Annotated in this window: 24 protein-coding genes; 15 read left to right on the top strand and 9 right to left on the bottom strand. The window is 63.9% G+C overall.

Annotated elements, in window-relative coordinates; translation table 11 throughout:
• Positions 1 to 33: 33 nt before the first annotated feature.
• A complete protein-coding gene (locus tag QY049_RS18385; protein WP_194480187.1) occupies positions 34 to 1458 on the bottom strand; it encodes an FAD-binding oxidoreductase in 1425 nt (474 codons plus the stop codon).
• Between the two features lie 87 nt (positions 1459 to 1545).
• Here QY049_RS18385 and QY049_RS18380 point away from each other — a divergent pair, with 87 nt between their 5' ends.
• Positions 1546 to 2049 carry a thioesterase family protein gene (locus tag QY049_RS18380; protein WP_194480185.1) on the top strand — a complete coding sequence of 168 codons (504 nt, stop codon included), beginning with the start codon at positions 1546 to 1548 and terminating at the stop codon, positions 2047 to 2049.
• 2 nt (positions 2050 to 2051) lie between these two features.
• Here the strand turns inward: QY049_RS18380 and QY049_RS18375 are convergent, their stop codons facing one another.
• Positions 2052 to 2222 (bottom strand): DUF1328 domain-containing protein, encoded by a 171-nt coding sequence (locus tag QY049_RS18375; protein WP_045006173.1) that lies wholly within the window; start codon positions 2220 to 2222, stop codon positions 2052 to 2054.
• Positions 2223 to 2460: 238 nt separating this feature from the next.
• On the opposite strand from QY049_RS18375, the gene QY049_RS18370 reads away from it, so the two are divergent.
• The 9 genes from QY049_RS18370 to QY049_RS18330 all read left to right on the top strand — a co-directional run bounded on the left by QY049_RS18370 (position 2461) and on the right by QY049_RS18330 (position 10799).
• Positions 2461 to 5076: an ATP-dependent helicase gene (locus tag QY049_RS18370; RefSeq protein ID WP_194480183.1), complete on the top strand. Its 2616-nt coding sequence runs from the start codon at positions 2461 to 2463 to the stop codon at positions 5074 to 5076.
• A 78-nt stretch (positions 5077 to 5154) separates the two neighbouring features.
• Entirely contained in the window at positions 5155 to 5331 is a 177-nt protein-coding gene (locus QY049_RS39040) for a type II toxin-antitoxin system HicA family toxin (RefSeq protein WP_194480181.1), read from the top strand.
• 32 nt (positions 5332 to 5363) lie between these two features.
• Complete coding sequence (locus QY049_RS18360; RefSeq protein ID WP_194480179.1) at positions 5364 to 5654, top strand: type II toxin-antitoxin system HicB family antitoxin; 291 nt, start codon at positions 5364 to 5366, stop codon at positions 5652 to 5654.
• Between the two features lie 88 nt (positions 5655 to 5742).
• Positions 5743 to 6159, top strand: coding sequence for a hypothetical protein (locus QY049_RS18355; protein ID WP_194480177.1), 417 nt, complete (start codon positions 5743 to 5745; stop codon positions 6157 to 6159).
• Complete coding sequence (locus QY049_RS18350) at positions 6159 to 6827, top strand: OmpA family protein (protein WP_194482619.1); 669 nt, start codon at positions 6159 to 6161, stop codon at positions 6825 to 6827. Before QY049_RS18355 ends, QY049_RS18350 begins: the two co-directional genes overlap by 1 nt.
• A 171-nt stretch (positions 6828 to 6998) precedes the next feature.
• Positions 6999 to 7517: a DUF962 domain-containing protein gene (locus QY049_RS18345; RefSeq protein ID WP_194482618.1), complete on the top strand. Its 519-nt coding sequence runs from the start codon at positions 6999 to 7001 to the stop codon at positions 7515 to 7517.
• A 32-nt stretch (positions 7518 to 7549) separates the two neighbouring features.
• Positions 7550 to 8581 (top strand): NAD-dependent epimerase/dehydratase family protein, encoded by a 1032-nt coding sequence (locus QY049_RS18340; RefSeq protein WP_194480175.1) that lies wholly within the window; start codon positions 7550 to 7552, stop codon positions 8579 to 8581.
• A gap of 31 nt (positions 8582 to 8612) precedes the next feature.
• Entirely contained in the window at positions 8613 to 9239 is a 627-nt protein-coding gene (locus tag QY049_RS18335) for an isoprenylcysteine carboxylmethyltransferase family protein (protein ID WP_301269802.1), read from the top strand.
• A gap of 255 nt (positions 9240 to 9494) precedes the next feature.
• On the top strand, positions 9495 to 10799 hold the full coding sequence (locus QY049_RS18330) for a sorbosone dehydrogenase family protein (protein WP_194480171.1): 1305 nt from the start codon (positions 9495 to 9497) through the stop codon (positions 10797 to 10799).
• A gap of 3 nt (positions 10800 to 10802) precedes the next feature.
• Here the strand turns inward: QY049_RS18330 and QY049_RS18325 are convergent, their stop codons facing one another.
• Together QY049_RS18325 and QY049_RS18320 are read right to left on the bottom strand one after the other, a co-directional pair.
• Positions 10803 to 11627 (bottom strand): aspartate dehydrogenase, encoded by an 825-nt coding sequence (locus QY049_RS18325; protein WP_301269801.1) that lies wholly within the window; start codon positions 11625 to 11627, stop codon positions 10803 to 10805.
• 38 nt (positions 11628 to 11665) lie between these two features.
• A complete protein-coding gene (locus QY049_RS18320; protein WP_194480168.1) occupies positions 11666 to 12583 on the bottom strand; it encodes a LysR substrate-binding domain-containing protein in 918 nt (305 codons plus the stop codon).
• Between the two features lie 131 nt (positions 12584 to 12714).
• Here QY049_RS18320 and QY049_RS18315 point away from each other — a divergent pair, with 131 nt between their 5' ends.
• Together QY049_RS18315 and QY049_RS18310 are read left to right on the top strand one after the other, a co-directional pair.
• Positions 12715 to 14013, top strand: a complete 1299-nt coding sequence (locus QY049_RS18315) for an MFS transporter (RefSeq protein WP_194480166.1) — start codon at positions 12715 to 12717, stop codon at positions 14011 to 14013.
• Between the two features lie 21 nt (positions 14014 to 14034).
• Complete coding sequence (locus tag QY049_RS18310) at positions 14035 to 15108, top strand: tartrate dehydrogenase (RefSeq protein WP_194480164.1); 1074 nt, start codon at positions 14035 to 14037, stop codon at positions 15106 to 15108.
• A gap of 36 nt (positions 15109 to 15144) precedes the next feature.
• Here the strand turns inward: QY049_RS18310 and QY049_RS18305 are convergent, their stop codons facing one another.
• Positions 15145 to 15999, bottom strand: coding sequence for a tetratricopeptide repeat protein (locus tag QY049_RS18305; RefSeq protein ID WP_194480162.1), 855 nt, complete (start codon positions 15997 to 15999; stop codon positions 15145 to 15147).
• 12 nt (positions 16000 to 16011) lie between these two features.
• Complete coding sequence (locus tag QY049_RS18300; protein WP_367401192.1) at positions 16012 to 16719, bottom strand: FecR domain-containing protein; 708 nt, start codon at positions 16717 to 16719, stop codon at positions 16012 to 16014.
• A gap of 378 nt (positions 16720 to 17097) precedes the next feature.
• Between QY049_RS18300 and QY049_RS18295 the strand changes: the two genes are divergently transcribed.
• Positions 17098 to 21861: a VCBS domain-containing protein gene (locus QY049_RS18295; protein ID WP_301269800.1), complete on the top strand. Its 4764-nt coding sequence runs from the start codon at positions 17098 to 17100 to the stop codon at positions 21859 to 21861.
• 44 nt (positions 21862 to 21905) lie between these two features.
• Here QY049_RS18295 and QY049_RS18290 read toward each other — a convergent pair whose 3' ends face one another.
• Both QY049_RS18290 and QY049_RS18285 read right to left on the bottom strand, forming a co-directional pair.
• Positions 21906 to 22850 (bottom strand): LysM domain-containing protein, encoded by a 945-nt coding sequence (locus tag QY049_RS18290; protein ID WP_301269858.1) that lies wholly within the window; start codon positions 22848 to 22850, stop codon positions 21906 to 21908.
• A 119-nt stretch (positions 22851 to 22969) separates the two neighbouring features.
• Positions 22970 to 23689 carry a hypothetical protein gene (locus QY049_RS18285; protein WP_194480158.1) on the bottom strand — a complete coding sequence of 240 codons (720 nt, stop codon included), beginning with the start codon at positions 23687 to 23689 and terminating at the stop codon, positions 22970 to 22972.
• Between the two features lie 282 nt (positions 23690 to 23971).
• Between QY049_RS18285 and QY049_RS18280 the strand changes: the two genes are divergently transcribed.
• Both QY049_RS18280 and QY049_RS18275 read left to right on the top strand, forming a co-directional pair.
• On the top strand, positions 23972 to 24895 hold the full coding sequence (locus QY049_RS18280; RefSeq protein WP_301269799.1) for an ABC transporter ATP-binding protein: 924 nt from the start codon (positions 23972 to 23974) through the stop codon (positions 24893 to 24895).
• On the top strand, positions 24892 to 25653 hold the full coding sequence (locus tag QY049_RS18275) for an ABC transporter permease (RefSeq protein ID WP_301269798.1): 762 nt from the start codon (positions 24892 to 24894) through the stop codon (positions 25651 to 25653). The genes QY049_RS18280 and QY049_RS18275 overlap by 4 nt, the downstream gene beginning before the upstream one ends.
• A gap of 9 nt (positions 25654 to 25662) precedes the next feature.
• Here QY049_RS18275 and QY049_RS18270 read toward each other — a convergent pair whose 3' ends face one another.
• Positions 25663 to 25986, bottom strand: coding sequence for a hypothetical protein (locus QY049_RS18270; protein ID WP_246755714.1), 324 nt, complete (start codon positions 25984 to 25986; stop codon positions 25663 to 25665).
• Between the last annotated feature and the right edge of the window lie 299 nt (positions 25987 to 26285).

The raw sequence follows: 26285 nt of genomic DNA, 5'->3' as shown, positions 1-26285 counted from the left end.
CCGCGGAAAGTTCCGCGACCGCGACGCCGCCGGCTACGCCTCAGGCACGATCTTGCCGGGGTTGAAGATGTTTTGCGGATCGAGCGCCTTTTTCAGCGCACGCATCGCATCCAGCGCCTCGGGACCAAGCTCGGCCTTGAGGTATTTCTGCTTGCCTTGACCGATGCCGTGCTCGCCGGTGCAGGTTCCGTCCATCGCCTGCGCGCGCTCGACGAGGCGATGCATGAACTCCTCGCCGCGCGCCATCTCGGCAGGGTCGTTGGTGTCGCACACCAGCGAGCAGTGGAAATTGCCGTCGCCGACATGACCGACGATCGGCGACAACAAATTGAGCCGCTTGAGATCTTCCTCGGTCTCGCTGACGCAATCGGCAAGGCGCGAGATCGGCACGCACACGTCGGTCGCGACCACGCCGATGCTGTCGCCGGGCCGCAACGCCTTGACGGACCAGTACGCATCGTGCCGCGCCTGCCAAAGTTTCGTGCGGTCCTCCGGCTTGGTGGTCCAGGAGAAATCACCGCCACCGCACTCCCTGGCGATCTCGCCGAACGCCTTGGACTGCTCGCCGACCTCGATCTCGCTGCCGTGGAATTCCATCAGCAAGAGCGGCGTCTCCGGCAGCGTCAGCTTCGAATAGGCGTTGCAGGCCTTCACCTGCGCAGCGTTGAGCAGTTCGATTCGCGCCACGGGAATGCCCGTCTGGATCGCCAGGATCACCGCCTGACAGGCGCCATGCACGGTCTCGAACGACACCGCGCCGGCCGCGATCGTGTCAGGGATGCCGCGGAGTCGAATGGTCAACTCCGAAATGATGCCGAGCGTACCTTCAGCGCCGACAAACAGATGCGTCAGGTCGTATCCGGCCGACGATTTCTTAGCGCGCGTGCCTGTGGTGATGATCTCGCCGTCGCCGCGAACAACCTTCAAAGCGAGCACGCTGTCGCGCATGGTGCCGTAACGCACCGCGTTGGTGCCGGAGGCGCGAGTCGAGGCCATGCCGCCGAGCGAGGCGTCGGCGCCGGGATCGATCGGAAAGAACAGGCCCTGGTCGCGCAGATGCTCATTGAGCGCCTTGCGGGTGACGCCGGGCTGGATCACGCAGTCGAGGTCCTCGGCATGTACCGCGAGCACCTTGTTCATATCGCGCAAATCGATCGAGATACCGCCTGCGGGCGCGTTGACCTGGCCTTCGAGCGAGGTGCCGGTACCGAACGCGATGACGGGTACGCCGTTTTTCGCGCAGATCCGCACCACGTCCTGGATGTCGGCAGTCTCCTGCGCCATCACCACACCATCAGGCGGCTGGTTGACGATCCAGGTGGTGGTATGGCCGTGCTGCTCGCGGACGGCCTGCGACGTGATGAGACGGTTGCCGAAGCGTGCGGCAAGCTGCTCCAGCGCGCTTGCGAGGGCTTTCGGCGCCGGCCGCGGCGGATTATTGGTGATGGTCGTACCCACGGATCGTCCTCCCGACACTGGAAACCGTGGCAAAGGACATCTCACCGGTCAAGTCAAGCGACCGGACGCATAGCCAGGGAATGAGACATGCCGGAGAGTGCCGCTTCGAAGCCCGCCGAGCCGTTCCGCTCCTCGATCATGCAGATCGAGCCGCAATGGATCGACTACAACGGCCATCTCAACATGGCCTATTACAACGTGATGTTCGACCGGGCGATCGACGAGTTCTGGCTCGAGCTCGGAATTGGGCCGGTCTACAAGAAAGAGCGCCAGGGCTCGACTTTCACCGCCGAATGCCATGTCCGCTATTTGCGCGAAATCCATCTCGGCGATCCCGTGCAGATCCTGGTGTGGCTGCTGGAGGCCGACGACAAGCGGCTGCACACGTTCGAGGAGATGCGCCACGGCAGCGAAGGCTGGCTGTCGGCGACGTCCGAGAACATGTCGCTGCACATGGACATGCACGCACGTCGCGTTGCGGCCTTTCCACCCGATATTCAACGTCGCATCGCAGGCATCGCCAAGGCCCATAGCGCGCTGGCGCGACCCGAGGGCATCGGCCGGAACGTGGCGATGCCCTCGAAGAGATAGCGCTAGATCCTGCGGCCGCGGGCGAGACCGACCACGGCCGAGACCAGGAACAGCACCACCGCGACGAAGAAGATGATCTTGGCGATTTCGATCGACGCGCCGGCAAGGCCGCCAAAGCCCAGGATACCGGCGATCAGTGCGATAACCAGAAACGTCACAACCCAGCTCAGCATGGTCAAAACCTCTGTTTCGATGTCTGTCCGCGATCGGCGCTGAGGCGCCTCACTTGCGGAAACAATCGTCACCTCGGAACATTGGTTCCGGCCGCCAGCCGTTGGAAATTCGCACCGCGCTGAGGAACAAAATCGACCTGCCGCGCGCGTGGAAAACCCAGCCGGGCCGCCCCATATAGGGGCCAATCCCTGTTAAGAAGGCTCCCTTCCGCCACCCCGCGGTGCCATCGTGGGGCCAATGATTCGCATGACCGAGCCGAGCAAGATCACAGGCGTACCCGACCACCAGCCCGCAGCCGGCGGCATCGCCGCGCGTGCACGCGCCTCGGTGGGCCCGAAATATCTGACCGGGCTCAATCCCGAGCAGCGCGAGGCTGTCGAGACGCTGGATGGCCCGGTCCTGGTGCTGGCCGGCGCCGGCACCGGCAAGACGCGCGTGCTGACCACGCGCATCGCCCATATCCTGAGCCAGGGCCGTGCCCGCCCTGCCGAGATCCTGTCGGTGACCTTCACCAACAAGGCCGCGCGCGAGATGAAGCACCGGCTCGGCCAGATGCTCGGCCACGCCGTGGAGGGCATGCCGTGGCTCGGCACCTTCCACTCCATCGGCGGCCGCATCCTGCGCTTCCATGCCGAGCTGGCGCAGCTCAAGTCGAACTTCACCGTGCTCGATGTCGACGACCAGGTGCGGCTCTTGAAACAGCTCCTGCAGGCCGAGAACATCGACGACAAGCGCTGGCCGGCGCGCATGCTGGCCGGCCTGATCGACGGCTGGAAGAACCGCGGCCTGATGCCCTCGCAGGTGCCCTCGGGCGAAGCCGCGATGTTCGCCAACGGCAAGGGCGGCAAGCTCTACGCGAGCTATCAGGAGCGGCTGAAGATCCTCAACGCCGCCGATTTCGGCGATCTCTTGCTGGAGAACATCCGCATCTTCCGCGAGCACCCGGACATCCTGCGGCAGTATCAACAGCGCTTCAAGTTCATCCTGGTCGACGAATATCAGGACACCAACGTCGCACAATATCTGTGGCTGCGGCTGCTGTCGCAGGCGCCTTCTTCTTTCGCCTCTCCCCGCTTGCCGGGAGAGGCCGACGCGCAAAACGCGGGGGGTGAGGGGGACTCCCCGAGCGCCGAGCTTGTCGAGACGGCCCCTCACCCCGACGCTCTCAGCGCGAGCGAAGCTCGTCGCGCCCCCGTGAAGGACGGGGAGAGGGAGAAGAACCACGTCAAGAACATTTGCTGCGTCGGCGACGACGACCAGTCGATCTATGGCTGGCGCGGCGCCGAGGTCGACAACATCCTGCGCTTCGAGCACGATTTTCCGGGCGCCAAGGTCATCCGCCTCGAGCGCAATTATCGCTCGACCGGCCACATCCTCGCCGCCGCCTCGCATCTGATCGCGCACAACGAGGGCCGGCTCGGCAAGACGCTGCGCACCGAGGACCAGGACGGCGAGAAGGTCACGGTCACAGGCTCCTGGGATTCGGAAGAGGAAGCCCGCGGCATCGGCGAGGAGATCGAGCAGATCCAGCGCCAGGGTGCGAAGCTCAACGAGATCGCCATTCTGGTGCGCGCCTCCTACCAGATGCGCGAATTCGAAGACCGTTTCGTCACGCTGGGCCTGCCCTATCGCGTCATCGGCGGCCCGCGCTTCTACGAGCGCGCCGAAATCCGCGACGCGCTGGCGTACTTGCGCGTCATCAATTCGCCGGCCGACGACCTGGCCTTCGAGCGTATCGTCAACGTGCCCAAGCGCGGCCTTGGCGATGCCACCGTGCAGATGCTGCACGACCACGCCCGCAAGCGTCGCATCCCCTTGTTTGAGGCGGCGCGCGCGGTGATCGAGACCGACGAGCTGAAGCCGAAGGCGCGCGGATCCCTGCGCGACGTCGTCGCCCAGTTCGACCGATGGCGCGCCCAGCGCGAGGTCACCGCGCACACGGATCTGGCCCAGATCGTGCTCGACGAGAGCGGCTATACCGAGATGTGGCAGAAGGACCGTTCGGCCGACGCCGCGGGCCGGCTGGAGAACCTGAAAGAGCTCGTGCGCTCGATGGAGGAGTTCGAGAACCTGCAAGGGTTTTTGGAACACATCTCGCTGGTGATGGACCGCGAGGGCGGCGCCGAGGACGATGCGGTGTCTTTGATGACGCTGCACGCGGCCAAAGGTCTCGAATTCGACAACGTGTTCCTGCCGGGCTGGGAGGAAGGCCTGTTCCCGAGCCAGCGTACGCTGGACGAACAGGGCCGCGCCGGCCTGGAGGAGGAGCGCCGGCTCGGCCATGTCGGCCTCACGCGTGCACGGCGGCGCGCGATGATCTATTTCGCGACCAACCGGCGGATTCATGGCACCTGGTCGACCACGATCCCGTCGCGCTTCCTCGACGAATTGCCGGCCGCCAATGTCGAAATCACGGAATCCAAGGGCGGCTCGGCCTGGGGCGGCACCGGCGGCTACGGCGCCTCGCGCTTCGACGATATGGAAGCCTTCGGCTCCACCTATTCGACACCGGGCTGGCAGCGCGCTCAGGCCAATCGCAACCGCGGTGGTGCCCGCAATGGAGGTGGCGGCAGAAGTGGCTTCGAGGAACAGGCCGCGACGTTCTCATCGTCTTCGTCATCCGGTCCTGATTTCGGCAGCTTCTCCTCGCGCCGCCGCGGTCCCCTGACGATCGAAGGCGAACTGGTCGCCAAATCCACCGGCACGACGTCGGAATTCTCGCTCTCCGACCGCGTCTTTCACCAGAAATTCGGCTACGGCCGCGTCACCAAGATCGACGGCAACAAGCTCACCATCGCCTTCGACAAGGCGGGCGAGAAGAAGGTCGTGGACAGCTTTGTGCAGCGGGCGTGATGGCCGTTAGCGTCGCGCTCACTTAACGCCGCGCGCTGCGCTGTAATTTTGTGGTCAGATGATTCTTGGAGAAATGCCGTGCTGACCGCGAGCCGCGATATCATTCGGCGCCTGGAGCGAGAAGGGTGGAAGCTCGCGCGCGTGACCGGGTCACACCATGTGTTCAAAAGCGCTGTCTCGAGCGCTACTATTGTTGTCCCACACCCCAAGAAGGAGTTGGGAAAGGGGCTGGTCCGTGCCATCTACCATCTATAAGGACGCGGGCTGGAAGCCCGACTGAGGTCGAAATGGCTCACTATATTGCCATCATTGAGGACGAAGGCCCCGACCACGCCGTTGGAGTGTGGTTTCCGGATCTGCCCGGCTGCTTCTCGGGCGGCGACGACATCGACGAGGCGATGGAGAATGCGCCGGAGGCGCTTGAGCTCTATGCGCAGGACCTGATTGAGGATGGCCGCCAGCTTCCGCGACCGAGGACGCTGACCGAACTCAAAGCCGATCCAGAGGTTGCTGGGGATCTCAGGAACTACATGGTCGCGCTGATCGAATTGCCGACCCACGCCCACGCTGCGGAGTGAGGACTGGTCGCCGCACCGGCCGGACTCTCGACGGTTCTCCCCCGAACAGCCCTTGACCATGGCGAACTTCCCCGTATCAGATGCAACCATGGTCCGGGGCTCAATCACACTGATCGCGCTTGCATTGGGGATGCCGTCGCTTGCGACGGCGGAGACCATGAGCTTTGGCGATTCGCTCGGCCTGCTGGCCAAGAGCTGCGGCGCCGACATCGTCGCCAATTGCCGCGGCGTCAACCCGGACTCGACGCGCCTGAAGGAATGCTTGTCCCGCAACCGGGACGCGCTCTCCCAGCAGTGCCAGAGCGACTACCTCACCGCGTTCGACGCGATCCAGAAGCGCATCGCCGCCCGTGTCACGGTCGCGAACGCCTGCCAGCGCGAGATCGTCAAGGTCTGCGGCGGCTCGACCAAGGAGACCAGCAAGTCAATCCCCTGCCTGATCGCGACGCCCAAGGGCATCAGCAACAACTGCCTGAGGGCCGTCGACGAGGCGGGGTATCGATGATGCGCGCAACCGGGCATGTCGCCGCCGGATTCGGCATCGCGCTGGGTCTCGTTCTGCTCGCAGGCACAGCCGGCGCGCAGACGGCGCCGACCCGCGACGACATCGTCGGCAAGCTCAATCATTTCGAGGAGGCGCCCGAACTCGATCTTCCCGCGCTGAAGCAGCAGGTGATGGAGCGAGCCAAGGCCAGGATCAAGAACGATCCGGGTCCGGTCAACCGGCCGCTGATCGCACCTGACCTCGCCAGGCTGCCCGCCTTCAACGCCCAGATCCAGTTCGACGCCGACACCCCGATCATCCAGCCGGAGTCCTATCAGACCGTCGGCCGGATCGCCGACGCGCTGGTTCACACGTCGCTGCTGCCCTACACGTTCCTCATCGTCGGCCACGTCGAATCCAATTCGAAGACGCGCGAGGCCAACGCGATCCTGAGCCAGCGTCGAGCTGACGCCCTCCGCGACGTGCTGGTGAACACGTTCAAGATCTCGACCAAGCGGCTTCAGCCGATCGGCCTCGGCGAGGAGCAGTTCCTCGACCGCGCCAAGCCGACCTCGGCTGTCAACGGCCAGTTGCAAATCCTGACCTTTGCCAAATTGCCCGACGATGCGCCTGCGCGCCCTGCGGCCGCTACCGCGCCTGCGGCAAAAAAGCCTGCCAAGAAGCGTTGAGCGCGCAGCCTTCATACGGGTTGGAACTCGTTGAAGTTCTGACTGATTTGTGACCTGTCTCATAGCGCGACATTGCTGCCTTGCGCGACAATAGCGCCGGTTTGTGCACCGCCCTGTCAGATGCTATAGGCTGTCTTCACCCTTCCCCGCCCCGTGCCGCACGAGACTGAAATGGCTGGCTATTTTCAACGCCAATTGGCCGACTATGTCGAATACCATCGCGATCCCTGGAATTGCGCGATGCATGTGGTCGGTATTCTCCTGCTCTTCACCGGCGCAACGCTGCCGCTGACGCGGGTCGTATTTCCCATGTTCGGGGTCGAGGTGAGCCTGGCCGTGATTTTGGCCCTGCCGGTCCTGGTATACTGGCTGATGCTGGACGCTGGGGTCGGACTCGGCATCCTCGTGTCGATGATTGTGCTGCTTTGGGTCGCGACCACGATCGGCAACCAGGTCTCGACCGCCATGATGTGGTCGATTTTTGCGGCGCTGATCGGGTTTGGCGTCGCGGCGCAGATCGTCGGCCACAAGGTGTTTGAGGAGCGACAGCCGTCGATGGTCGACCACCCCACGCATTTCCTGCTTGGACCGATGTTCGTCATGGCAAAATTGTTCATTGCACTGGGTTTTCGTCGCGACCTCGCCGCGATTCTCGCGCCTCTTCCGACCAACTCCCTTTCAACCCGATAGCTTTCTCGAAGCGGAACAGCAAAACCTACTTCATGACTCCCGTACTGGTTACCGGTGGCAGCGGTTTCATCGGACAGCATCTCGTCGAAGCGCTCCGCGCCCGTGGGCAGCGGGTACGTGTTCTTGACGTCCGGCCGCCGGCCACAGCGAACACCGACGTCGAGCATGTGCACGGCTCGGTGCTTGACGGTGCCGCCGTCGATGCCGCGCTGTCGGGAGTCGATCAGGTCTATCATCTCGCCGGCCTGCCAGGCATGTGGGTCGCCAACAAGCAGGACTTTCACGACGTCAATTTCCGCGGCACCGAAGTCGTGCTTGGAGCTGCGATGAAGCGCGGTGTGTCGCGCTTCCTGCATTGCTCGACGGAATCGATCCTGTTCCCTTACGCCAACCTCAACGGCGTTGCCGCCGAAGAGGCGCTTCAGCCGGCCGACGCGATGCCCGGCGCTTACACGCGCTCGAAGTCGCTCGCCGAGCATCACGCCGCGAAGGCCGCAGCGAACGGCTTCCCGCTCGTGATCGGCACCCCGACCATGCCGATCGGCGCTGCCGACCACAATCTGACGCCGCCCACCGCAATGCTGTGGTACTTCCTCCAGAAGAAGGTACAGCCGCATCTCGACTTCCCGGTCAACCTCGTCGACGTCCGCGACGTCGCCATGGGCCTCGTGCTGACGATGGAACGCGGCCGCGTCGGCCAGCGCTATATCCTCGGCGGCGATTGCGTCCGGCTTGGCCAGATCCTGCGGATGATGTCGGCGATGAGCGGCCGCCGGCAATATCCCGTCGTCGTCCCCGGCAAGATCGCGGAGCTCTCCGCCATCATGCTGGAATCGATCTCCGATCGCATCACCCATCGTCCGCCCAACGGCACCGCCGAAGGCGTGCGCATCGCGCTCGCCGCGAGCGACCTCTCGATCGGCAAGGCGCGCACCGAGCTCGGCTATGCGCCGCGCCCGATTGAGCCGGTGCTGCGCGAAACCATCACCCATCTGCTCGCCCGCAACGGCCAGCAGCCCTCCGGCGCCATCAAGCATCACGCGCTCTCCTCGCGCGCAGGCTAAGGCCGCCGCCCAAACCAAAGAACCTTCCCGCATGTCCTTCGATTTCAGCAAGCTTCTCTCCGTCGCCTGGGGCGGCTGGACCACGACTTGGCCGACCGAACTCCTGGCCCTGATCTGGCTCGCCTTTCTCGCCAGCTGGGTGGGCGCCTCGTTCTGGCAGGGGCGGACCAAGAAGCAGGTCATGACGCTGGAGTCGCAGCGCTATCGCCTGCCGATCCTGGTCGGCGGCATCCTCTACACGCCGTGGATTGCACAGGTCCTGGGCTGGAAGCCGCTCTGGGTGCTCGGCAACACGGGCATCACCATCGCCGCGGTCCTCTCGGTCGCCGGCATCGCCTTCGCCTGGTGGGGCCGGCTGCATCTGGGTAAATTCTGGTCCAACACCATCACCCACAAGGAAGACCACCGCGTCATCGACACCGGCCCTTACGGCATCGTGCGTCACCCGATCTACACGGGGCTGATCTTCGGCATGCTGGTGACCGGCGTGGCGATCGGCCTGGTGACGACGATCCTCGGCGCCATCCTGATCTCGCTCGGCATGTGGCAGAAGGGCCGGATGGAGGAGGTGTTCCTGTCGAAGGAGCTCGGTGAGGACGCCTACGGCGCTTATTGCCGCCGCGTGCCGATGATCGTTCCGTTCATGTCGTCGCGGTGACGACGGGACGCGAACTGTCCCAGCACCTCCCCATGCAAATTCGATCGGCAGCCATTCCACGGGAATAGACGCCGATCGAGTTCCGCCCCGGTTGACCTTTTGACCGCCAGCCAGTTGGATGCGCGCGCAAAAAAGGCACGACGACGTTCCATCGTGGATCTGGAGAGATCGACGATCAGGCAGAGATTAGTTTCCTGGCCCGCGCGGGGCTTGGTGCGATCCGGACCGTGCCGCAGGGTTCGACAGGGGCTTCTCATGACTTTTTCCAGTATCTTCGCGCAGTTCGTCGCAGTCCTCGGCGGCATTGCGCTGCAATGGCGGAAGCTGACGGGCACCGAAGCCGCGCCGGCCTGGGGACAGGCCCCGGCCATTCCGGAAGCCAAGCCGCAAGGCGCGATTCCGACCCTGAAAATGCCGACCGCGCGCGGCTGGAGCCAAGGCCAGAAGCCGACTGTTGCAGCCGGGCTCAAGGTCAACGCATTCGCGACCGATCTCGATCATCCGCGCTGGATCGAGGTGCTGCCCAATGGCGATGTGCTGATCGCGGAAGCGACGCAGATCGCCGGTCCTCCGCGCAGCGTGTTCCACTACGCGATGCAGGCGACGATGCGGCGCGCCGCAGCGCTCGGCGTGTCCGCCAACCGCATCACGCTGCTCCGCGACAAGGACGGCGACGGTGTCGCTGAAATCCGCGGCGCCTTCATGGACAACCTCAACCAGCCGTTCGGCATGGCGCTGGTCGGCGACACCTTCTATGTCGGCAACACCGACGGCGTGATGGCCTTCCCCTATGTCGCCAACGCCGACAGCATCAAGGCGCCGGGCAAGCGGCTCACGACGTTCAAGCCGAGCGGCCACTGGACGCGCAGCCTGCTCGCCAGCCCCGACGGCAAGAAGCTCTATGCCGGCGTCGGCTCGCTCAGCAACATCGCGGAGATGGGCATGGAGGTCGAGGAAGGCCGCGCCGCGGTCTACGAGCTCGATCTCGTTGCCGGCACGCATCGCATTTTTGGCGCCGGCCTGCGTAACCCTGTTGGCCTCGCATGGGAGCCAACGACAGGTGTGCTCTGGACTGTCGTCAACGAGCGCGACGGCCTCGGCGACGAGACGCCGCCAGACTATCTCACCTCGGTGCGCGACGGCGGCTTCTACGGCTGGCCCTATTGCTACTGGGGCAAGACGGTGGACGACCGCGTGCCGCAGGAGCCGGCGATGGTCGCCAGGGCGCTTCAACCCGATTACGCGCTCGGCGGTCACACCGCTTCGCTCGGCCTGTGCTGGATGCCCGCAGGGACCTTGCCCGGCTTCGGAGACGGCATGGTGATCGGCCAGCATGGCTCGTGGAATCGCAGCAAGTTGTCCGGCTACAAGCTGGTGTTCATCCCGTTCCAGAACGGCAAGCCTTCCGGCCCCGGTCGCGACATCCTGTCGGGCTTTCTGTCCCCGGACGAAAAGGAATCCTACGGCCGCCCGGTTGGCGTCGTCATCGGTCCCGACAAGAAGTCGCTGCTGATGGCCGACGACGTCGGCAACGTGATCTGGCGCGTCACCGGCGCGTAGAGATCACGTCCCCACGCACAGCGTCGCGCGCTGCTTGCGCAGTAGCGCGATCACCGACAGCGCGGTGATCATCCCTGTCTTGGGATTTTCGGACGGGATGTTCTCGATCCCCATCGAGAACCGGGCCGAATCGGCTTCGACCTCGATGCGATGAACATTGCGCGTCACGGTGGGGTCGGCCCAGACCTGGACCTGGGTGCGATCGGGCCCGATGCCCGCCAGCGACAGCGCAACCGCGACGTTGACGTTTGCCGGAAAGCCCTTTACCGCGTCGCGCGCGCTGCCCTCGAACAGCTTGAGCGGCTCGCGCAGATCGTCGATGTCGACCTTGTTCTGAACGATGAATGGTGCGCCCCTCAGTCCGTCGATCGGCTTGCGCGTGACCATCTTCACCGAATGAATGGTGCCGACCGCTGCCGCGTTGACCGCATCCAGCCCGATCAGCGCGCCTGTCGGCACGAGGATCCGACCGCCATTGGCACGGGCGAGATCAATCAGATCGTAGTTGTCGAGCAGCCCGCCGACGCTGACGACGACCGCGGACTTGCCGCGCTTCACCGCCGGCTCGACGATCGCGCGCAACTGGCTGGTCGGCGCACACTCGACCACGATGTCGGCGGCGGCGCCCAGTTGATCGATCGGCATGATCTGCGGCCGATGGCGCAGGCCGCTCAGAAATACCTGATGCTTGGCGGGATCGCGCACCGCCACGGCTGACAGCGTCAGCCCCTCGATGCCCTGATCGAGCGCGGTCGCAACCTTGCTGCCGATCGAGCCCAGCCCCGCGATAGCCACCCGCAATTCGTTCGAGGTTTTCTGATCAGTCATCGTATCCATCTTCCCGCCAAGCCCCATGTCATAGCCGCTCACGCCTCTCGCGCATAGCTGCGCAGGCGCGCTTCCAGCACTGCGAGCATGGCATCACGGGCCGGATCGCGCGACCCGCGCAACCAGGCCGCGGCCAGCGGCAGCCGGCCGACGGGACCGCTCTGCTTCGGACGAAGCGGCACGAAACGCACGCCGGAAACCGCCATCCGCGTGGTCCAGCGCGGCACGATCGCGACGCCGAGCTTGGTCGCCACCAGATTGATGATGGTCTGCTTCTCGTCGGCCACCTGCACGATGCGCGGCGTCAGGCCTGCCTGCTCGAACAGTTTGATGGTGAGATCGTGGCTGTGCGGTCGCGAGCGGCGGTCCGGCACCAGCATCGCCTCGTCGGCGATGTCGGCCAGGGTGATCGACTTGCGCGCCGCCAGCGCATGACGCTGCGGAAACGCCACGATCGCGGTTTCCTGGAGCAGCGGGCGAAACTCGAGCCGCTTGTCCGCCCGGTCGGGCGGACGGACGAAGGCGAGGTCGAGCGCGCCAGTCAGGATCTTTGGCAACAGCCTGATCGTCTTGTCCTCGAGAAGCTGGACCGAAACCTCGGGATGCCCGGCGCGGAAGTCCCGCAGCAGCAGCGGCAGCAGCCCCGCTGCAGCGCTGTCGATGGCGCCGATCCGCAGCCGGCGCGCGGCTCCCGCACGCGAGCGGTTGCGCAGATTGCTCTCGACCGCCTCGACCTTGGCAAGGATGGCGCGGGCATCGCGCAGCAGCGTCGTGCCGTCCTCGGTGAGCGAGACGGCCCGGGTGGTCCGCGCGAACAGCCGCGTCCCCAGATCCTCCTCCAGCAGCCTGATCTGCCGGCCTAGCGCGGACGGCAGCATCTGGAGATGCTGCGCGGCTCGGCCGAAATGCAACTGCTCGGCCGCCGCCACGAAGCATCGGAGCTGATGCAATTCCATGAAAATCCTCTCGTCTCGCTGCAAGAGAATTATATCATTTTTTTGTATAAACCAGCGCCAATTGAGTCGACCTCAAAGCCCCGCCTAGGCTCACGGCCACACAACCAAAACCGGAACCGTGGGAGGCCAGGATGGCGAGCGAGATTCAGACGCGCGTGCTGCGCAAGATCAGCTGGCGCATCGTTCCCTTCATCATGCTGCTGTACTTCGTGGCCTTCATCGACCGCGTCAATATCGGCTTTGCCTCACTGACGATGAACAAGGACATTGGCCTGTCGCCGACCGTCTACGGCTTTGGTGCCGGCATCTTCTTCTGGGGCTATTTCCTGTTCGAGGTGCCCTCCAACATCATCCTGCACAAGGTCGGGGCGCGGATCTGGATCGCGCGGGTGATGATCACCTGGGGTCTGGTCTCGGCGGCGATGGCGTTCGTGCAAGGCGCGACCGGCTTCTACATCCTGCGCTTCCTGCTCGGCGTCGCGGAAGCCGGCTTCTTTCCCGGCATCATCCTCTATCTCTCCTACTGGTTCCCGGCGCGCCAGCGTGCTGCCGTGACCGCGCTGTTCATGGCGGCCGCGCCGCTCTCGACCGTGCTGGGCTCGCCGGTCTCCGGTGCGCTGCTGGAGATGGACGGCCTGCTCGGCTTCAAGGGCTGGCAATGGCTGTTCGTGCTGGAGGCGCTGCCGGCCGTGCTCCTCGGCTGCGTCGTGCTGGCATTCCTGACCGATCGCCCCGAAAAGGCCAAGTGGCTCACCGATGACGAGCGCCGCTGGCTGGTCGAGACCATGAACGAGGAGACCACCAGCAAGGCCGCAACCGCGAGCCACAGCATCTGGCGCGGGCTTGCCGATCCGCGCGTGCTGGCACTGTCGCTGATCTATTTCGGCACCTCGGCCGGCCTCTACACGCTCGGCGTCTGGGCGCCGCAGATCATCAAGCAGTTCGGCCTGTCCTCGCTCCAGGTCGGCTTCCTCAATGCGCTGCCCGCCACGGCTGCCGTCGTCGCCATGGTGTTGTGGGCGCGGCATTCGGACCGCACCGGCGAGCGCACCTGGCACGTCATACTCGCTTGCCTGATGGCCGCCGCGGGCCTTGTCTATGCCGGCCTTGCGAGCGGCGTGATTGCGGTCCTCGTCGCGCTGTCGCTGGTCAACATCGGCATCTCCTCGGCAAAGCCGCCGCTCTGGAGCATGCCGACGCTGTTCCTCTCCGGTCCCGCTGCCGCGGCCGGCATCGCCACCATCAATTCGATCGGCAATCTCGGCGGCTTCGTCGGTCCCGCCATGATCGGCTGGATCAAGGACCAGACCGGCAGCTTTGTCGGCGGCCTCTATTTTGTTGGCGGCCTGCTCGTTCTCTCCGCGGCCATCACCCTGCTATTGTCGCGCGCGCAGACCGCGCCCGTCGAACCCGTCCCGCAATCACACTGACATCCCTAACGGAGCACTCCCATGCGCACCCATTCGATCGCAGCCATTCCCGCCGACGGCATCGGCCCCGAGGTGATCTCTGCCGGCGTCCGCGTGCTGGAGGCGCTGGCAAAACGCAGCGGCGACATCGCCTTCAACGTCAAGACCTTCGACTGGGGCTCGGACTATTACAAGAAGCACGGCGTCATGATGCCGGCCGATGGCCTTGCTGAGTTGAAGAAGTTCGACGCCATCTATTTCGGCGCGGTCGGCGCGCCCGATGTGCCCGATCACATCACGCTGTGGGGCCTGCGCCTGCCGATCTGCCAGGGCTTTGACCAATACGCCAATGTGCGGCCGACCAAGATTTTGCCCGGCGTCGCCTCGCCGCTGCGCAATGTCGGCGTCGGCGATCTCGACTGGGTGATCGTGCGCGAGAATTCGGAAGGCGAGTATGCCGGCATGGGCGGCCGCGCCCACAAGGGCCTGCCGGAAGAGGTCGGCACCGAAGTCGCCGTCTTCACCCGCGTCGGCGTCACGCGCATCATGCGCTATGCGTTCCAGCTTGCGCAGTCGCGGCCGCGCAAATTCCTCACCGTCGTGACCAAGTCGAACGCGCAGCGCCACGGCATGGTGATGTGGGACGAGATCGCCGCCGAAGTCGCGACCGAATTCCCTGACGTGACCTGGGACAAGATGCTGGTCGATGCCATGACGGTGCGCATGACACTGCACCCGAAGAGCCTCGACACCATCGTCGCCACCAATCTGCACGCCGACATCCTTTCCGACCTCGCCGGCGCGCTCGCGGGCAGCCTCGGCGTGGCGCCGACCGGCAACATCGATCCGCAGCGCCGTTTTCCCTCGATGTTCGAGCCGATCCACGGCTCGGCCTTCGACATTACCGGCAAGGGCATCGCCAACCCGGTCGCGACCTTCTGGACCGGCGCGCAGATGCTCGAGCATCTGGGCGAAAAGGATGCCGCAGCGCGGTTGATGAAGGCGGTCGAACACGTCTGCGCGGCGGGCGTGCTGACACCTGACGTCGGCGGCAAGGCTACCACGAGGGAAGTGACGGATGCCGTGATCGACGCGATCCATGGCTCGAACGTCTAGCCGGCCGACGCCAATCCCGGCGAGCCAACCCCGGCCTTACTGCACACCGTAGCGGATGAAGGCGTCCGCGATCTTGACGTCGATGAGCTTTGCCGCCGAGACGTCACGATCGCCGCCGGCGCTGTCGCCCTGCCTGAGCCTGGCAAGTCCGCGCCCATAGAGCGCGCTTGCCAGGTTTGGCGCCAGGCGCAGCGCCGAACTATAGTCGTCAATCGCAGCGGCGAGTTGGCCCATTTTCAGGTGGATCAGCGCGCGTGAATCGTAGGTTGCGGCATCATTCGATCCCGACTGGATCGCCCTGTCGCAGTCGTCGAGCCCGGCCTGCAAGTCGCCGATGACCGCCCGGGTCCAGCAGCGTCCGCTCCTTGCCCATGTCAAATTCGGCTCGAGGCGGATGGCCTCGTTGAAATCCAGCGCGGCCCGATCATACTGGCTCAGCTTCAGGTGTGCTTCCGCGCGGTTGGCGAAGGCGCTGCCATAGCCCGGGTCGAGCCTGATCGCCTGGTCGAAAGACTTGACCGCGTCTTCATACGCTCCCTTCTTCAAATAAGCGACGCCGCGATTGTTCATGGGCTTGACATAGCCCGAGGCCAGTTCGATCGCGCGATCGAAATCGCTTATCGCACGGTCATACTCCGCCGCTGCGGCATAAGCATTGCCACGATTGTTGTAAGCCAAAGCCAACGCCTCCGGCTTGGCGTCACCTGAATTGATGAGGGCCGTACAGGCGGCGACCCGGGCTCGGGCCGGAATGCGGTCCGTGCCGTTGCACTGCTCGATGCTCTCGATGAGGTCAATTTTATGCGGCTGCTGTGCGGCCGCCGGCGAACCCTGCGACAGCAGCAAAAGAACGGGCGCGACGCTGGCGGTGATGGCGGCCCTGATGGTCATGTCCGTGTCGCTTCAGCATCCTCGGCAGATGTTCGTCCTGGGACCGCTTCCCTGCTCGGGCATTGCAGCAGTCATGCGCTTCTTCGCCAATTTGCTCTTGCCCTCTTCGATGAGCGTCGAAAACTTGACCGCACCGTCGTCAGAAATTTCGATGTGCGGCGTGGTGCCGCGGATTCCCATGGTTGCAACGGGCGTATCGACCTTCATGTCGCCGGTCTTCGCGATCTGGCCTGCGACAAAGGTCGCCGTGCCCTTGGCCAGATTGAAGAACGTTGCGTTGGACTTGCCGTCCGGCTCGTACACGTAGTCATCCAGGGTCATGCGCGCGTTGCTCGACAGATTGAACGACGAGCCATCGTTGAAATTGATGCTGACCCGGCTATCCGCGCCGGTTCGCACCACGTCGCGCAGATACACGACATCGCCAGTCCTGGCCTGAGCAGCCGGATCGCCAAACTTCGCCTGGACGACGGCCGCACCTGTGTGCTCGATCGAGACCGAACCTGTAACGGCTACGACCTTGCCGATGGCCTTTGGCGCAGCGTCATCGAGGCCGCGTGTCGTGGGATTGACCTGGGTTTGCGCTTGCGCAGCGAGGACACTCGCGGATGCCAAAATGAAACCAGTCACTAAAACCGCAATATGCCTGCACATGACCCGCCCTTTCCAAGAAGAGCTTTTTGCGATCCGCTCGGTGGAGCTGGTATGAGCCCCGGCCAAGCTCGCAATTCGTGCATCGTCACCATCTACAACCTGGATCAGTCCTTGGGGGACTTCGCTCCAGTCTAAGTATGTCGTCCCATCTTGATCTTAGGCTCAAAGAGGTTTGCCGGACCAGCGAAAGTAAGCTAGATTTTGCGCTGCTCGACCGTCAACTTCTTGCGAGCGCATATTGCAAGCGCTGAGAAACATCTCCGCTGAACCCACATCATCCTGGCAAGACACATAAAGTCCCTGTTGTTATCAAATGTCTTCGGCGTGCAGGCCTGGGGTTGCAAACGCCAAAAATTGCTTATTTCCCCTCTGGCGTAGCAAAACCGACAAGAAGACCGCGGCACCGCGCCGAGCCCGAGTTATTCGGCACGCGAGGCCACGGCCATGTCAGTTGCTTTTGGCGTACCCCAGAATGGGGCCGTTAGACCGTTAGCCCTCCAGATCATCGGCATCGTTCGGAGCGCGTCGGGATACGTCACCCTCACGCGCGATAACGGCCAGGCCATACAGGTCAGCATCGGGGACCTTGTCTGCCACCTTGACGTAATTGAAACGGCGGCCGATGCGCAAATCGGAATCCGGCTTCTCGACGACACCGTTTTCAACGTCGCCAGCGGAGCTCGTGTCGAACTGCGCGAGTACGCCTCCGATTCCGCATCACACGCGACGATCGTCGCAGTCACCGGCGGACGATTTGCGTTCGCAGCGGGCCGGCTGGCAAACGGCGGCACACTGACGGTCGACACGCCGCTTGGCAGCGTTCGCGGCCGCTCCCATTCGACGGGCTTCGGCATTCTGACGATGGCGGCGCTGACCTTCTCGATGATGGAGGAAGCGCAAGGCGCGGATCCTGACGCGGTCTCTCTCGATAACGATACGATCACTTACAAACACCTTCAGCACGGCGTATTCGAACTCATCACCAAGGAGCGGGTGCCGCGGCACATCATTGTCGATGATCCAGGCGAAACGGTCGTCCTCAACAGGATCGGCTCCTCGGTCAGCGTGAATCAAGTTGCCAATAGCGCCGCTCGCATGGAGGAGTTGCACACAGCTCAACAGGACGTGCTCGCCAATCTCACGCGAGGCCCGACGGGATCCGGTACGCCGCCTGCCCTCGACACGCTCCAGCTACAACCCATCAACTTCAACTCGGATCACTCGATCGTTCTGAAGAACCTGATCCAGGCCCTGCCGCAGGTCGAAGCCACCTTGGTACAGTACCCGCTGCCCGCACTGAACGTGCCGGGCGGCCCAACCGAAATCGACACGTTCAGGTTCAACGACACGTTCGCCACGACATCAGGCACTTTCACCGCCAGCAGTCCGCTCCATGTCGTGTTCACCTACGGCCTCAGTGGCGGGACAGCCGGCACCACGGTCCTGAATGGACAGGCATACGACCTCTCGCAGGTTAGCCCTTATGGCACTCTTTATCTCAACAGCGCATCCGGCGCCTACGCATTCGTTCCGAACGCGGATGCCATCAATGCCCTGTCGTCGCCGACGACCGCGGGCTTCGTCATCACCGTCTCGGACGGCCAGTTCACGACGAGTCAAACCTTCGTCGTCAACATTGACGGCGTCAATGACACAGCCCTGATCTCGGGCAACGCCAGCGGCGCCGTGGTGGAGGCGGGCGGAGTCGCCAATGCCGTGGCCGGCATGCCGACCGCAACCGGCACACTCACGGACGTTGATGTCGACAATCCGCCCAACACCTTCACGACGATCAGTTCACCGACGAGGAGCGCGGGCGGCTACGGCACTTTCACGATGACGGCCGGCGGCGTGTGGACCTATACGCTCGACAATAGCAACAGCAAAGTACAGGCCCTGAATGCCGGCGACACGTTGATCGATCGCTTCACCGTGACCAGTATCGACGGCACACCCCAGGTCGTGACGATCACGATCCAGGGCAGCAACGACGCGGCTGTCGTCTCCGGCGGCACGAGTGGTTCAGTCGTCGAGGCGGGTGGCGCTTCGCCCGGCACACCGGTGGCAACGGGCACGCTTGTCGCCGCAGATGTCGACAACCCGGCCAACACCTTCGTGCCGGTCGGCACGCCGACGGCAAGCGCGCAAAATTACGGCAGCTTCACCATCACAACGGCCGGCGTATGGACCTACGCGCTCGACAACACCAATACCGCGGTGCAGGCGCTCAACAACGGCGACACGCTGACCGACAGTTTCACGGTGTTGACCGTCGACGGCACGGCGCAGACGGTGACGATCACCATCAACGGCAGCAATGACGCGGCGATCATCTCCGGAACGGTCAACGGCTCGGTGACCGAGGCCGGAGGCGTGACCAATGCTACGCCTGGCATACCGACTGCAAGCGGAACGTTGACCGATATCGATTCTGACAATGCGTTCAACACCTTCGTTCCGGTAATCACGCCAAAGGCGGCCGCCGGCGGCTTCGGCACCTTCACGATGACCGCGCTTGGCACGTGGACCTACACGCTCGACGACAGCAACGCCGTGGTGCAGGCGCTCAATGTCGGCGATACGCTGACCGACCATTTCACCGTGTCCACGGTCGACGGCACGCAGCAACTGGTGACGATCACGATCCACGGCGCGAACGATACTGCCATCATTTCCGGAACAACGACCGGTTCAGTGCTCGAAGCCGGCGTCATCTCCTCCGGCACGCCGGTCGCGACCGGCACACTCACCGATACCGACGTCGACAATCCCGCCAACACGTTCGCGCCGGTCGGAACGCCGACGGCAAGCGCGCATGGCTACGGCAGCTTCACCATCACCGCGGCAGGCGTGTGGACCTACACGCTCGACAACACCAATACCGCGGTGCAGGCCCTCAACAACGGCGATAAGCTGGCCGACAGTTTCACGGTCACCACGGCCGACGGAACGGCGCAGACCGTGACGATCACCATCAACGGCAGCAACGACGCCGCAGTCATTTCCGGGATGGCCACAGGCTCTGTGATCGAGGCCGGAGGTGTCGCCAATGCTACGCCTGGCATGCCGACCGCGACCGGAACGTTGACCGACGTCGACCCCGACAACCCGTTCAACACCTTCACTCCGGTCACCGCGCCAAGGACGAGCGCCGGCGGTTTCGGCTCCTTCACGATGACCGCACTCGGCACGTGGACCTATACGCTCGACGACGGCAACGCCACGGTACAGGCGCTCAATGTCGGCGATACGCTGACCGATCAGTTCACCGTGACCACAGTCGACGGCACGCAGCAACTGGTGACTGTCACGATCAACGGCAGGAATGACGCCGCTTTCATTTCCGGGACGACGACAGGCTCGGTGCTCGAAGCCGGCACTTTCTCCACGGGGACACCAATTGCAACGGGCACGCTGACCGATACCGACATCGACAATCCCGCCAACACCTTCGCGGCGGTGACTTCGCCGACAATCAGCGACGGCGGCTACGGCACGTTCACGATGACCGCGTCCGGGCTGTGGACGTACACGCTCGACAACAACAACGCCGTGGTGGATGCGCTGAATGTCGGCGACACGCTCACCGACCATTTCACGGTGACGTCGATCGACGGCACCACGCAGGAGATATCGATCGCCATTCATGGCGCCAGCGACGCAGACCCCAACGATTTCGACAATCTGGCGATGGGATCAACCGTCGTATCAGATCCCCCGTTTGTCTATGGCACGCCTGGCGGCGATAGCGTCGCCGGTGGCGGCAGCATTTCCCAGATCATCTACGGAGGCGCCGGCGACGACACTCTCAACGGAACCGGCGTGAACGACACCATCTACGGTGGATCCGGCAACGATACGATCAAGGGCAACAACGGGAGCGACGTCATCTACGGCGGTTCCGGGCAAGACAAGATCGACGGCAGCAACGGGAACGACACCATCATCGGCGGGTTCGGCGCGGACACGCTGTCGGGCGGCAATGGCGACGATACCTTCGTCTATCTGTCGGTGGCGGATTCCAGGACCGGCCGGTTCGATACGATCACCGATTTCATATCGGGCACCGACAAGATCGATTTGACAGCGCTCGGCGCACTCGGATTCGTGATCCTGGCCCTGAACTCGACGAGTTCGTCCGTGCCGCCCCACACCATCGCCTGGATCTACGACAGTTCGGCCAACGAAACCGTCGTGTACGTCAACCCGACCGATCAAACGCTCCAGATCGGCGATTCCAGCTTGTTGGAAGTTCATCTTCAGGGTGTCGCGACCATCGATTCGTCGGACTTCATCGTCGATCAAGCCGCGGCACCGGTCCTGGCGGTGAGCGATACCCTCGATCCAGCCGCGGCCACGCTGAGTGACGCGGTGGTCACGACGTCCAGCACCTCCGACGCCTCCATCAAGGCGACGAACAGTGACGGCTCCGTTTCGTTGAACGGAAGCTCGACCGCAATCGATGTGAGCAACTTCTTTGAAAAGGGTTGGGATCACAACGGATGGAGCAACGAGATCACCTCCTCCACCCCGGACGAGGCGGCAACACCACCAGGCCCCTCGGAAGCGGCAATCCATTCGCTATCGATGGAGCCTTTCAAGTTCGTCTTCGAACCATCCGAGTCCGACGACAGCGTCCATCCGAAGGAAATTGGTACAACCGACATGTCGGAACCAAATCATGCCGCAACTTTCAGCATGCCGGAGACGCTTCCTGCCATCGACCCTCATCTCGGCAACGGCAAGGCCGCGGAGTCTCATGGCCGTGCCGGTATGACCGATACCGACGGCGCGCTCGATGACGGCGCCCAGAACGGCCACGTGAACGACAACGGCCCTCACTCTAGTCCATCTCAGGCCAGCGAGCACAGTCATGCTGCGATGGAGGCGTCCGATGGGTCCAGCGACCAGCTTCATTCCGCGGCGGACGGCACGCATGGTCGCCACGGAAACGCGCCGGCGAGTCCGCCCGGACTGAGCGATTCCTTCAACTTCGTGAATCCGGCGATCGATAAGACGGGCATGATGTTCCTGGACGACAACCCAGTGCCGCCAGATCATCATGATGGCGCGACACACAGCCACGGTCACGACGACATCGCGACAGCCGCCGATAGTCCGCACTTGAACCACGGCACACACGTCCCGCCCGGCTTAGCCCCGTCTGATGTCCCGCATGGTCATGTGCAGCATGATCTCCTGGTGTGACCTCGATCTGCTGAACATGCGCATGCCGGGCATGTGTCGCGACCTTACTTCCGCCGAGCGGGCGGCGGCGCCACCATCGCGGCCGCAGGCTCCGGCGGCGTCAGGTGGCGCGGGACGATGATGCTCTGACCCGGGGTGAGTTGCGCGTTCTCTTCAAGCGAGTTGCTCTGCACGATTGCCCAGGCCGGCACGCGATGGGCCGCAGCGATGCTCTCCATCGTGTCGCCGGCACGAACCGGAATGCGCACGCCGCTGTCCCACAATTCGACCAGCGTGTCCGCGGGAACCTGATAGCGCAGCGGCACGGCATCGGCCTCGGTCTGCGCCGCCTGGATGCGCGGCAACTGCGTCACCATCTCGACGATCTGACGGTGGATGTCGTCTGATTTCTCGATGTTGATGTGCGAGACGCGCTTGTTAAGCTTCAGATCGTAGCTCGCGTAATGGCCGCGAAAGCCGGGCACCGCGACCACGTCGCCACCACCAAGCACGCTGTCGGACAGGAAGATATTGATGAAGCGCTCGACATTGAGCGGCACGTCGTCCGTCGCATGCGCAGGATCGATGGTGATCACGAGGCTGATCGGGACATTCTCCTTGGCCGCCATCTCGGCGATGAGGACCGAGCACAGCCCGCCCATGGAATGCCCGATCAGCACGATCGGCGCCGGGCTCTCCTTGTAGCTGGCGATGGCGCGGTTGCCGATCAGGCGGCACAAGGTGAATTCGTAGACGTCGGCCGAGAATCCGGCCTTCGTCAGCTTCTCGCTGAGCCGGTCTATGCCGGTCGAGAAGATCGGCCCCATGGCACCCCGGAACAGATAGATCTTCGGCGGCGGCAGCGGCTCGGCTGGCGGAGCGGGAGGCGATGGCGCGACAGCGGGGATCGCAGCCGGCTTCGGCTTGGCGGGCGAAGCTGCGGCCACGCCGGGATTCAAGGCGAGCAGCGCACAAGCCGCCAACACCACAAGTCGCCCTGGATTGATCATCAAGTCGCGCAGTCCCACCACGGCAGGCAAAGGCCTCCATCGCGGCGCTTAGTGACCACCGAATTGGCGGAATTTGGGGCAAGGAACCTGCCCCGGCTCCGCAGGCCAGTGCTGCCAGACTAGTTCCTCGCCGGCGCCGCTGCCGCGGCCGAGCGCGCAGCCCGTGGAGCGTGAGGCTCGGCAACCGGTCCGGCCGGGCCGCCGCGCGATCGGGTGATCGCGGCATCGATCTCGGCGATGACGCGGCGCTGGATCGCCTCGTTCTTATCGATGGTGATGTGGCCGACACCGCTGCCGCGCACGTCGACATTGTCGAGCTTGCCGTGGAAACCGTTGGCGGCACGGACCGGTTCGCCAGGACCGTCACCGATATAGATGTTGATGTAGCGCTCGGCGCCGGTCGACAGCTTGGTCTTGAACACGGAGTCCAGGCCAATCGCGAGCTTCACGGGAACGCCGAGACGGTTGAGCTTGGCGATCATGTCGGGCAGCGCGGTTGCGCCGGAGGAATGGCCGACCAGGACGATGGTCTTGATGCGGCCGGCCTTGTAGGCGGTCGCGGCCTCATCGGCGAGCGAGGACCAGGATATGAAGTTCGCGACGGTCACCGGGATGCCCTGCGCCTCGAGGCGGGCACCGATCGTGTCCAGCCCAAGCGAGAAGATGTTGAGCACGCCGCGAAGCAGATAGACATGTGTCGTCGCAGCGGCCTGGGTCGGCGCCGCCTTGGCGGTGGTCGGGCTCATGGCAACAGCTGACAGCAGGAGCAGGCAGATCGCCCATACGCGGATGGCGGACAACTGGCTTGCGCCGGCGGTGTGACGGCCGTTCAGTCTCATCGATCTTTTCCCTGGGGACATACGCTTCGCGATTGGCCGGAATCGTAGCCTTGGCCTGCTCGCAGACGCAACAAAGAGCCGCGTGAATGGCGATCTTAGCCGCAATCCGTGACCAACGCGCAACACCTGCCCGAAACTCGCCACCGAACAGCCTGTTTTGAGACCATTTTTCTCTCGCCAATTGCGGCCGGGCAAGGCCATTCCTATTTCAGGGCTCCGCTGGTCTTCCGCCCAAAAAAGGTGCGGGTTCCGGCGAATCCCTCCCCCACCCACCCGGCTCCCATGTCTTCCATCATTTCCGTCGCCAACCTGTCGAAGACCTATGGGTCCGGCTTCAAGGCGCTCAAGAACGTCAATCTCGACATCAAGCGCGGCGAGATCTTCGCCCTGCTCGGGCCGAACGGCGCGGGCAAGACCACGCTGATCTCGATCATCTGCGGCATCGCCAATCCAAGCGAGGGCAAGGTCCTCGTCGGCGGCGAGGACATCCAGACCTCCTACCGCAAGGCCCGTTCGCTGATCGGCCTCGTGCCGCAGGAATTGCACACCGACGCCTTCGAGAGCGTGTGGGCGACGGTGAGCTTCTCCCGAGGCCTGTTCGGCAAGCCGAAGAATCCAGCTCACATCGAGAAGGTGCTGAGGGACCTCTCGCTCTGGGACAAGAAGGACAACAAGATCATCACGCTGTCCGGTGGCATGAAGCGCCGCGTGATGATCGCCAAAGCGCTCTCGCACGAGCCGCAGATCCTGTTCCTGGACGAGCCGACCGCCGGCGTCGACGTCGAGCTGCGCAAGGGCATGTGGGAGGTGGTGCGCGGCCTGCAGCAATCCGGCGTCACCATCATCCTCACCACGCACTACATCGAGGAGGCCGAGGAGATGGCCGACCGCATCGGCGTCATCAACAAGGGCGAGATCGTGCTGGTCGAGGACAAGGCGACCCTGATGCAGAAGCTCGGCAAGAAGCGGCTGACGCTGCATTTGCAGGGCAGGGTCACTGCGCTGCCGGAGAGCCTCGCGCACTACGAGCTCGACCTCTGCGACGGCGGCGCGACGCTGATCTACGACTACGACACCAAGGGCGAGCGCACCGGCATCACCAGCCTGCTCAGCGACCTGCGCACCGCCGGCATCCGCTTCAACGATCTCGACACGACCCAATCGTCGCTCGAGGACATCTTCGTCGACCTCGTGAGGACGTCATGAACCACCGCGCCATCCGCGCCATCTATCTGTTCGAAATGGCGCGCACCTGGCGCACGCTGCTGCAGAGCATCGTCTCGCCTGTCGTTTCGACCTCGCTCTATTTCGTGGTGTTCGGCGCTGCGATCGGCTCGCGCATCAGCCAGGTCGAGGGCGTCAGCTATGGCACCTTCATCGTGCCCGGCCTGATCATGCTCTCGGTGCTGACGCAGAGCATCGCCAATGCCTCGTTCGGCATCTACTTTCCGAAATTCACCGGCACGGTCTACGAGATCCTGTCGGCGCCGATCTCGTACCTCGAGATCGTGCTCGGCTATGTCGGCGCCGCCGCGACCAAGTCGATCATTCTGGGCCTGATCATCCTGGCGACCGCCGGCCTCTTCGTGCCATTGCACATTCATCATCCGGTCTGGATGCTGGCCTTCCTGGTGCTGACGGCGGTGACGTTCAGCCTGTTCGGCTTCATCATCGGCATCTGGGCCGACGGCTTCGAGAAGCTGCAGATGATCCCGATGCTGGTGGTGACGCCGCTGACCTTCCTCGGCGGCAGCTTCTATTCCATCGAGATGCTGCCGCCGACCTGGCGCACGCTCGCGCTGCTCAATCCCGTCGTCTACCTGATCTCGGGATTCCGCTGGAGCTTCTACGAGATCGCGGATGTCAGCGTGTCCGTCAGCATCGGCATGACGGTCGCGTTCCTTGCGATTTGTCTCGCCGTGATCTGGTGGATCTTCCGGACGGGCTATCGGCTGAAGAACTGAGCCCAACCATTACCGATAGCAGCGGAAATGGTGATAGCCGTCGTAATAACCGCGGCAGCGGCGATGGCCGTGATAGGGGATTCCCAAAATACCGTCGACGGCGCCAACGGCGCCACCGACACCGGCGCCAACGACACCACCAACGGCGCCGCCCACGGGACCAGCAATGCGATTGCCTTCGTACGCGCCTTCCCGGGCGCCGCGCACAATCCCCTGGCCATGACCAGGTTGCGGCAAGCAAGCCAGAGCAAGCAGAACGGCGGCGGCTGCAAACAGCATGCGGGTAGGCAGGCCAGCCGGCAGCTGCGCGGCGGCAAGACGGGCTTTGTTCATCTTCGGTCCCAGGGGTAAGCGGCGGCTACGGTCGCCAATGGTAGGCGGATATTCAACGCGCGAGGCGGCCAAATGGTTGCACCTTTGTGACGAATTGTCGGCGTTGTGAACGCGCGTCCAATCGCGAAAATGTCAGCACCAGCAAAGGCAGCACGGCACAAAGTGGCCTTGCTTGCGCCCCGCATCACGTTAACGATGGCAGGAAGGTTAGCTTGGCAGGCCGCTGGAACGAAAGCCGGATTGCGGGCATAGTGCATGCCGGGGGACGGAGAGCCGCGGCGCCTAGCGTGAACAGGCCG

The organism is Bradyrhizobium sp. WYCCWR 13022 (assembly GCF_030435535.1).
In the GTDB taxonomy this organism is placed as follows: Bacteria; Pseudomonadota; Alphaproteobacteria; order Rhizobiales; family Xanthobacteraceae; genus Bradyrhizobium.
This window is presented reverse-complemented; position numbering and strand designations above follow the sequence as displayed.

Bases quoted from the DNA above. Each gene is read 5' to 3' on its own strand.
- QY049_RS18315 (WP_194480166.1), top strand. From the start codon at position 12,715: ATGGCGAGCGAGATTCAGACGCGCGTGCTGCGCAAGATCAGCTGGCGC.
- QY049_RS18305 (WP_194480162.1), bottom strand. From the start codon at position 15,999: ATGACCATCAGGGCCGCCATCACCGCCAGCGTCGCGCCCGTTCTTTTG.
- QY049_RS18320 (WP_194480168.1), bottom strand. From the start codon at position 12,583: ATGGAATTGCATCAGCTCCGATGCTTCGTGGCGGCGGCCGAGCAGTTG.
- QY049_RS18270 (WP_246755714.1), bottom strand. From the start codon at position 25,986: ATGAACAAAGCCCGTCTTGCCGCCGCGCAGCTGCCGGCTGGCCTGCCT.
- QY049_RS18340 (WP_194480175.1), top strand. From the start codon at position 7,550: ATGACTCCCGTACTGGTTACCGGTGGCAGCGGTTTCATCGGACAGCAT.
- QY049_RS18335 (WP_301269802.1), top strand. From the start codon at position 8,613: ATGTCCTTCGATTTCAGCAAGCTTCTCTCCGTCGCCTGGGGCGGCTGG.
- QY049_RS18285 (WP_194480158.1), bottom strand. From the start codon at position 23,689: ATGAGACTGAACGGCCGTCACACCGCCGGCGCAAGCCAGTTGTCCGCC.
- QY049_RS18295 (WP_301269800.1), top strand. From the start codon at position 17,098: ATGTCAGTTGCTTTTGGCGTACCCCAGAATGGGGCCGTTAGACCGTTA.
- QY049_RS18370 (WP_194480183.1), top strand. From the start codon at position 2,461: ATGATTCGCATGACCGAGCCGAGCAAGATCACAGGCGTACCCGACCAC.
- QY049_RS18310 (WP_194480164.1), top strand. From the start codon at position 14,035: ATGCGCACCCATTCGATCGCAGCCATTCCCGCCGACGGCATCGGCCCC.
- QY049_RS18360 (WP_194480179.1), top strand. From the start codon at position 5,364: ATGGCTCACTATATTGCCATCATTGAGGACGAAGGCCCCGACCACGCC.
- QY049_RS18325 (WP_301269801.1), bottom strand. From the start codon at position 11,627: ATGACTGATCAGAAAACCTCGAACGAATTGCGGGTGGCTATCGCGGGG.
- QY049_RS18350 (WP_194482619.1), top strand. From the start codon at position 6,159: ATGCGCGCAACCGGGCATGTCGCCGCCGGATTCGGCATCGCGCTGGGT.
- QY049_RS18375 (WP_045006173.1), bottom strand. From the start codon at position 2,222: ATGCTGAGCTGGGTTGTGACGTTTCTGGTTATCGCACTGATCGCCGGT.
- QY049_RS18290 (WP_301269858.1), bottom strand. From the start codon at position 22,850: ATGATCAATCCAGGGCGACTTGTGGTGTTGGCGGCTTGTGCGCTGCTC.
- QY049_RS18280 (WP_301269799.1), top strand. From the start codon at position 23,972: ATGTCTTCCATCATTTCCGTCGCCAACCTGTCGAAGACCTATGGGTCC.
- QY049_RS18275 (WP_301269798.1), top strand. From the start codon at position 24,892: ATGAACCACCGCGCCATCCGCGCCATCTATCTGTTCGAAATGGCGCGC.
- QY049_RS18345 (WP_194482618.1), top strand. From the start codon at position 6,999: ATGGCTGGCTATTTTCAACGCCAATTGGCCGACTATGTCGAATACCAT.
- QY049_RS18330 (WP_194480171.1), top strand. From the start codon at position 9,495: ATGACTTTTTCCAGTATCTTCGCGCAGTTCGTCGCAGTCCTCGGCGGC.
- QY049_RS18380 (WP_194480185.1), top strand. From the start codon at position 1,546: ATGCCGGAGAGTGCCGCTTCGAAGCCCGCCGAGCCGTTCCGCTCCTCG.
- QY049_RS18355 (WP_194480177.1), top strand. From the start codon at position 5,743: ATGGTCCGGGGCTCAATCACACTGATCGCGCTTGCATTGGGGATGCCG.